At 68.0% G+C, this 250-nt stretch carries 1 protein-coding gene; it reads right to left on the bottom strand.

From position 1 onward, the window contains the following. Positions 1-250: HAMP domain-containing protein (locus tag C1X29_RS30170; RefSeq protein WP_158247923.1), on the bottom strand; the 250-nt coding region annotated here is incomplete at both ends.

Here is a 250-nt window from a genome sequence, read left to right as displayed (position 1 = left end):
CCATGGTGTTGATGGTGTCCTTCAGCTCCAGGATCTCGCCGCGCACGTCCACCGTGATTTTGCGCGAGAGGTCGCCGCGCGCGACGGCGGTCGTCACGTTGGCGATGTTGCGGACCTGCGCGGTGAGATTTCCGCACATGGCGTTGACGGAGTCCGTCAGATCCTTCCAGGTGCCGGCGACGCCGGGCACGATGGCCTGGCCGCCGAGCTTGCCGTCGGTGCCGACCTCGCGCGCGACGCGCGTCACTTC

This window comes from Pseudomonas sp. GW456-12-10-14-LB2, from assembly GCF_002884345.1.
GTDB lineage: Bacteria > Pseudomonadota > Gammaproteobacteria > Pseudomonadales > Pseudomonadaceae > Aquipseudomonas > Aquipseudomonas paraglycinae.
The sequence above is the reverse complement of the archived record's forward strand: the minus strand, read 5'-3'. Positions and strand labels throughout refer to the sequence as shown.